This is a genomic window from Mesorhizobium sp. M7A.F.Ca.US.006.04.2.1, from assembly GCF_004022915.1.
GTDB lineage: Bacteria > Pseudomonadota > Alphaproteobacteria > Rhizobiales > Rhizobiaceae > Mesorhizobium > Mesorhizobium ciceri.
Genome location: NZ_RZQA01000446.1, coordinates 1 through 5266, shown reverse-complemented (window position 1 = coordinate 5266; position 5266 = coordinate 1). Strand labels below are relative to the sequence as shown.

General features: G+C 63.4%; 5 protein-coding genes. 1 reads left to right on the top strand and 4 read right to left on the bottom strand.

Going from position 1 to position 5266, the window contains the following annotated elements; genetic code table 11:
* Nucleotides 1-67 precede the first annotated feature (67 nt).
* Entirely contained in the window at nucleotides 68-1090 is a 1023-nt protein-coding gene (locus EN925_RS22095) for a fatty acid desaturase (protein ID WP_013529567.1), read from the top strand.
* 126 nt (nucleotides 1091-1216) lie between these two features.
* Here EN925_RS22095 and EN925_RS22090 read toward each other — a convergent pair whose 3' ends face one another.
* The 4 genes from EN925_RS22090 to EN925_RS22075 form a co-directional block, all read right to left on the bottom strand.
* Entirely contained in the window at nucleotides 1217-2821 is a 1605-nt protein-coding gene (locus EN925_RS22090) for a GMC family oxidoreductase N-terminal domain-containing protein (protein ID WP_127384617.1), read from the bottom strand.
* 97 nt (nucleotides 2822-2918) lie between these two features.
* Nucleotides 2919-3452, bottom strand: a complete 534-nt coding sequence (locus EN925_RS22085; protein ID WP_127369057.1) for a DUF934 domain-containing protein — start codon at nucleotides 3450-3452, stop codon at nucleotides 2919-2921.
* Nucleotides 3453-3625: 173 nt separating this feature from the next.
* A complete protein-coding gene (locus EN925_RS22080; protein ID WP_024502838.1) occupies nucleotides 3626-4390 on the bottom strand; it encodes a phosphoadenylyl-sulfate reductase in 765 nt (254 codons plus the stop codon).
* A partial coding sequence (locus tag EN925_RS22075; RefSeq protein ID WP_164894324.1) for a nitrite/sulfite reductase occupies nucleotides 4365-5266 on the bottom strand: 902 nt, incomplete at its 5' end. The genes EN925_RS22075 and EN925_RS22080, both read right to left, overlap by 26 nt.

Below are 5266 nucleotides of genomic sequence, written 5' to 3'. Positions count from 1 at the left end.
CAATTACGCACAGTAATTTTGCGTGATGTCGCCTTGCGGCGGCGAGGCACCCCGCCTATGCTTCCTGATGAACATGATTTCCCCTGAGACGGTCGCCAACAGCAAGCGCGCCTGGCTGAAGATTCTCGCCCGCTACAAGAAGCCTGACAGGCGGCGCAGCACCGTCGAACTCGCCATCACTCTCATTCCATTCGCCATACTCTGGGGCCTGTCCTCGGCGGCCTATGCCTATGGCCATTGGTGGGGACTGATCCTCATCCTTCCCGCGGCCGGGTTTCTGGTGCGCATCTTCATGATCCAGCACGATTGCGGCCACGGCTCCTTCTTCGCCAATCGCTACGCGGACGACTGGATCGGCCGCGCGCTCGGCATCCTGACGCTGACGCCCTACGATTGCTGGCGGCGCGCCCACGCGACCCACCACGCCAGCGCCGGCAATCTTGACGAACGCGGCATGGGCGACATCCGGACGCTGACCGTTGCAGAATACCGGCAGATGTCGTGGCGAGGCCGCCTTGCCTATCGTCTCTATCGCCACCCGCTGGTGATGTTCGGGCTCGGTCCGATCTGGCTGTTCATCTTCGAGCAAAGGCTGCCCGTCGGCATGATGCGCGGCGGCCTGACCCCTTGGGTGTCGTCGATGACCACCAATCTTGGCATCGCGGTCGCAGCAGCCATCCTCATTTGGTTCGTCGGTCCCGGCGCGTTCCTGGTGGTCCACCTGCCGATCGTCATCCTCGCCGGTTCGGCCGGCATCTGGCTGTTCTATGTCCAGCACCAGTTCGAGGAAACGGAATGGGCGAAGGATGTCGACTGGGAATTCCAGCACGCTGCCTTGCACGGATCGTCCTATTACGACCTCCCGCCGGTGCTGAACTGGTTCACCGGCAACATCGGTGTCCATCACGTCCATCACCTCTCCGCCAAGGTGCCGTGCTACCGGTTGCAGGAAGTGCTGCGGGATTATCCCGAGCTGCGCGACATCGGCCGTGTCACGCTGCTGGAAAGCCTGCGCTGCGTTAAACTGGCGTTGTGGGACGAGAACCGCCGCAAGCTGGTGTCGTTCCGCGAGGCACGGGCGGCGGCTTAAGCAATTCCAGCAGAAGTGGTGAACGGTTTCCAGGGAAAGCGCGTAGCGTTTTCCCTGGGGCAATTGCGTCAAACCAAGAAAAGTAAAACGACCGCCAGTCTATAGGCACCGCGCCTGGAGCTCCTATCAGGCAGCCCTGATCATGTCGGCGGCCTTTTCGGCGATCATGATGGTTGGCGCATTGGTGTTGCCACCAATCAGTGTCGGCATCACCGAGGCGTCGACGACACGCAAGGCTTCAAGCCCGCGCACCTTGAGTTGCGGATCGACCACCGCCATCTCGTCGACCCCCATCCGACAGGAGCCGACCGGGTGATAGACCGTGTCGGCGCGGGTACGGATATGGGTCATCAGATCGGCATCGCTTGGCTCGCCGGCGATGTGCATTTCCTTGTGCCGGTAGCGCGTCAGCGCCGGTGAAGCCAGCACCTGCCGGGTGATCCTCACGCCTTTCAACAGCAGCTCCGCATCGCGCTGGTCGCCGAGAAAGCGCGGATCGATGCGCGGCGCGGCAAGTGGATCGGCACTGGCCAGCCCAACCTCGCCACGCGAGTGCGGCCGCAATATGCAGACATGACAGGAGAAGCCGAAGCCGTAGTGCAGCGTGCGCGCATGGTTTTCGACCAGCCCGATGACGAATTGCAGCTGCAGGTCAGGGCGCTCAAGCGCCGGGTCGGATTTGACGAAAGCGCCGCTCTCGGCCGCCGGCGAGGCGATCAGCCCGGTCCCATCCCGCCGCCACTGCGCGATATGCCGTAGGAAACCCAACGCGCCGCGCGGGCTCATGCCAAGCATATCGGTGTCCTTCGATCTCCAGCCGACGATGAAATCGAGGTGGTCCTGCAGGTTCTTGCCGACGCCCGGCAGTTCGTGGACGACGGGAACGCCATGCACGGCAAGTTCGGCCGCCGGGCCGATACCCGACAGCAACAGAAGCTGCGGCGAACCGAAGGCACCGCCACACAGGATCACCTCGCACGACGCCTGCGCCACTGCCTCGCCTTTGCGTGTCCGGTAGCGGATACCGGTGGCCCGCTTGCCGTCAAGGACGATGCGTGTGGCGTGCGCCCGCGTGATCACGGTCAGATTGGTCCGCTGCATCACCGGATGGAGATAGGCGGCGGCAGTCGAACAGCGCTCGCCATTACGGGCGCCACCGGCAAATTGGGTCACCTGGAAATAGCCGGCGCCCTCTTGTTCCGGTCCGTTGAAATCGTCCGAGGCGCGAATCTGGTTTTCGGCACAAGCCTCTATGAAGGCCTTGGCGATTGGCCTCGGCGAGCGCTGGTTCGACACTTTCAGCGGGCCGTCCCCGCCATGCAGGGCATCAGTGCCGCGCTCATTGCCTTCGGCGCGCCGGAAATAGGGCAGCACCTCATCCCACGACCAGCCCTCACAGCCCAGATCGGCCCATTCGTCATAGTCGCTGCGATGGCCTCTGACATAGAGCATCGCATTGATGGCGCTGGAGCCGCCCAGCGCCTTGCCGCGCGGCTGGTAGCCGTTGCGGCCGCCAAGACCTTGCTGCGGCACGGTTTCGAAGGCCCAGTTGTTGATCCTGGGCCGGCCGGAAAGCATACCGATAATGCCAGCCGGAGCGCGGATCAGCATATCCCTGCCCTCGCCGCCAGCTTCGATCAGGCAGACCGTTTTCGAGGGATCTTCCGAAAGCCGTGCGGCAAGCGCACAGCCGGCGGACCCACCGCCGGCTATGACATAGTCGTAACGCATGAAGACCCCTCCCCGATCATTCCGGATTTTCCATCCGGAAGCTCAAGAGAAGGCTTGAACAGGGGGCGTTGTAAAGACGCGCGGAATTACCGCAACGTCAGCTGCTGCGAACGCGCCGCCAGGAGTATTTCGGGCCTTTTGGTTCCGGCACGGCGGCTGGCTGGTAGTAGAGCCCCAATCCGCCGGTGCGGCCCTCCTCCAGACGCTTCAACAGCACGGGGTTCGATATCTCGAACTCGTCGAAGCCCAGGCGCAGCATATGCGGCAGTTGGTCGACCAGTACCTGGCCCGTGGCGCGAACGGCACCTTCGAAATGGTAGCGGCCGCGCAGCAGTTCTCCCTTGGAGAAGGAGCGGCCGTCGCTGAAGGCCGGAAAGGCCAGCGCCACCAGCGACAGCTGGTCGAGCAGGTCGGCGATCTTCTCGAGCTGATCACCCGGCTGCAGCAGGACGCCGAGCCGTTCCTTGGCCGAGCGGCGCACCTCCGGATCGAGATCGAGGAAGACTTGCAACGGCAGGATGAAGCGGCCGTTGCCGGACAGCGCATCGGCGCTTTCGGCATGCGTCCACTCATCCTCCTGAAAACCCGCAGGGGTCCAGAGCCGGGTCTCCGGTGTCGTCGGTCCAGTCATCAAAAAGTTCCTAAACAGTCAAACGAAACCAAGGATGTGTTGAGATTCAGGTCAGGCTGCGCCGAAAATGGCGGCTTCCGAGAACCGGAGCGGAGCATACTTGAAGTACGTGAGCACCGGAAGCGCAGGAAGCCGCCGTTTGCAGGCCAGCCTTACCTGAATATCAGCATATCCTAAAGGGATGCGTCGGTCAGCGACTTCTCCAGCCCCGACAGGTGAATGCCGCACTCGGTCTTGGCATGACCGGCCCAGCGGCCGCTGCGCGCGTCCTCGCCCGGCTGCACCGGCTGCGTGCACGGGAAGCAGCCGATCGACAGATAGCCATAAGCGACCAGCGGATTTTCGCGCAGCGCATGCGCGCGCATATAGTCGGCCTGGTCCGATGTCGTCCAATGCGCCAGCGGATTGATGCGGATGCGCGGCCCGACCGCCTCGAACACCGGCAGCGCTGCCCGCGTCGCGGCCTGAAAACGCTTGCGGCCAGTGAGCCAGGCACGAAATGGCGCGACACCGCGCGCCAGCGGCTCCACCTTGCGCACGTCGCAGCAGGCATCGGTATCGCTTTGGTGCAGATTGCCCGTCGGATCGATCCGTTCGAGTGCTGCTTCCTCGGGTTTGATCACCCTTATGTTGGTCAGCCCGAAATCGGCGGCAAGCGCATCGCGATAGCCGAGCGTCTCCTCGAAATGCTTGCCGGTGTCGAGGAAGATGACCGGCAGCGTCCGGTCGATCTTGGCGATCATGTGCAGCAGCACGGCCGAATCCGCGCCGAACGACGACACCGCCGCGATCTCGTCGAGGAACAGTTCGCGGGCCGAGCGTTCGATGATCTCGAGCGGCTTCAGATGACCATAGAGCGCATCGAGCCCCGCCGCTTTGGCGGCGATGCCGTCATCGACGTCTCCAATACGGTCAAGCGGCCTTGGCTTCGCCAGCATAGAGCGCCTCCTTGAACGGCGCGGGACCGACTCGGCGGTAGGCGTCGATGAATTTCTCTTGTGGGTCGAGCCGAAGGCCGAGATAGGTCTCGACGATCTGTTCGATGGCGTCGGTGATCTCTTCCGAAGAGAAGCCGCGGCCGATGATCTCGCCGACCGAGGTGTTCTCGTCGGCCGAGCCGCCCAGCGTCACCTGATAGAGTTCGGAGCCCTTCTTCTCGACGCCGAGGATGCCGATGTGGCCGACATGGTGATGACCGCAGGCGTTGATGCAGCCGGAGATCTTCAGCTTCAGTTCGCCGATCTCGCGCTGCCGCTCAAGCGAGGCGAAGCGGCGCGAGATTTCCTGCGCGATCGGGATCGAGCGCGCCGTGGCCAGCGCGCAGTAGTCGAGGCCCGGGCAAGCGATGATGTCCGATATCAGGTTGGAATTGGCCGTCGCCAGGCCGATGCCGACCAGCGCATCATAGACCGCCTTGAGGTCGGCGCGGGCCACATGCGGCAGGATCAGGTTCTGCTCATGGCTGACACGCAGCTCGTCAAAGCCATATGTCTCGGCGATGTCGGCGATTGCGTCCATCTGGCTGTCCGAGGCGTCGCCGGGCACCTCGCCGATGCCCTTCAGCGAGATCGTCACAGCCGCATAATCGGGATGGCGGTGCGTCACGACATTCTGGTCGAGCCACTCCGAGAACCCCTTGGAATCGAGCCGCGCCAGCTTGACCGCCTGGTCGCCTTCCGGCCGCTCAGCGAGTGCCGGTGGCGCGAAATAGGCCTCGATGGCGCGGATATCGGCTTCCGGCAGCTTCAGCTGGGCGTCTTTCAACTCTTGCCACTCGGCCTCGATTTGGCGGGTGATCTCCTCGACGCCGGTCT

What these genes read in the sequence shown, in the direction of transcription:
- EN925_RS22095 (WP_013529567.1), top strand. Translation starts at nt 68, where the DNA reads ATGAACATGATTTCCCCTGAGACGGTCGCCAACAGCAAGCGCGCCTGG.
- EN925_RS22090 (WP_127384617.1), bottom strand. Translation starts at nt 2,821, where the DNA reads ATGCGTTACGACTATGTCATAGCCGGCGGTGGGTCCGCCGGCTGTGCG.
- EN925_RS22085 (WP_127369057.1), bottom strand. Translation starts at nt 3,452, where the DNA reads ATGACTGGACCGACGACACCGGAGACCCGGCTCTGGACCCCTGCGGGT.
- EN925_RS22080 (WP_024502838.1), bottom strand. Translation starts at nt 4,390, where the DNA reads ATGCTGGCGAAGCCAAGGCCGCTTGACCGTATTGGAGACGTCGATGAC.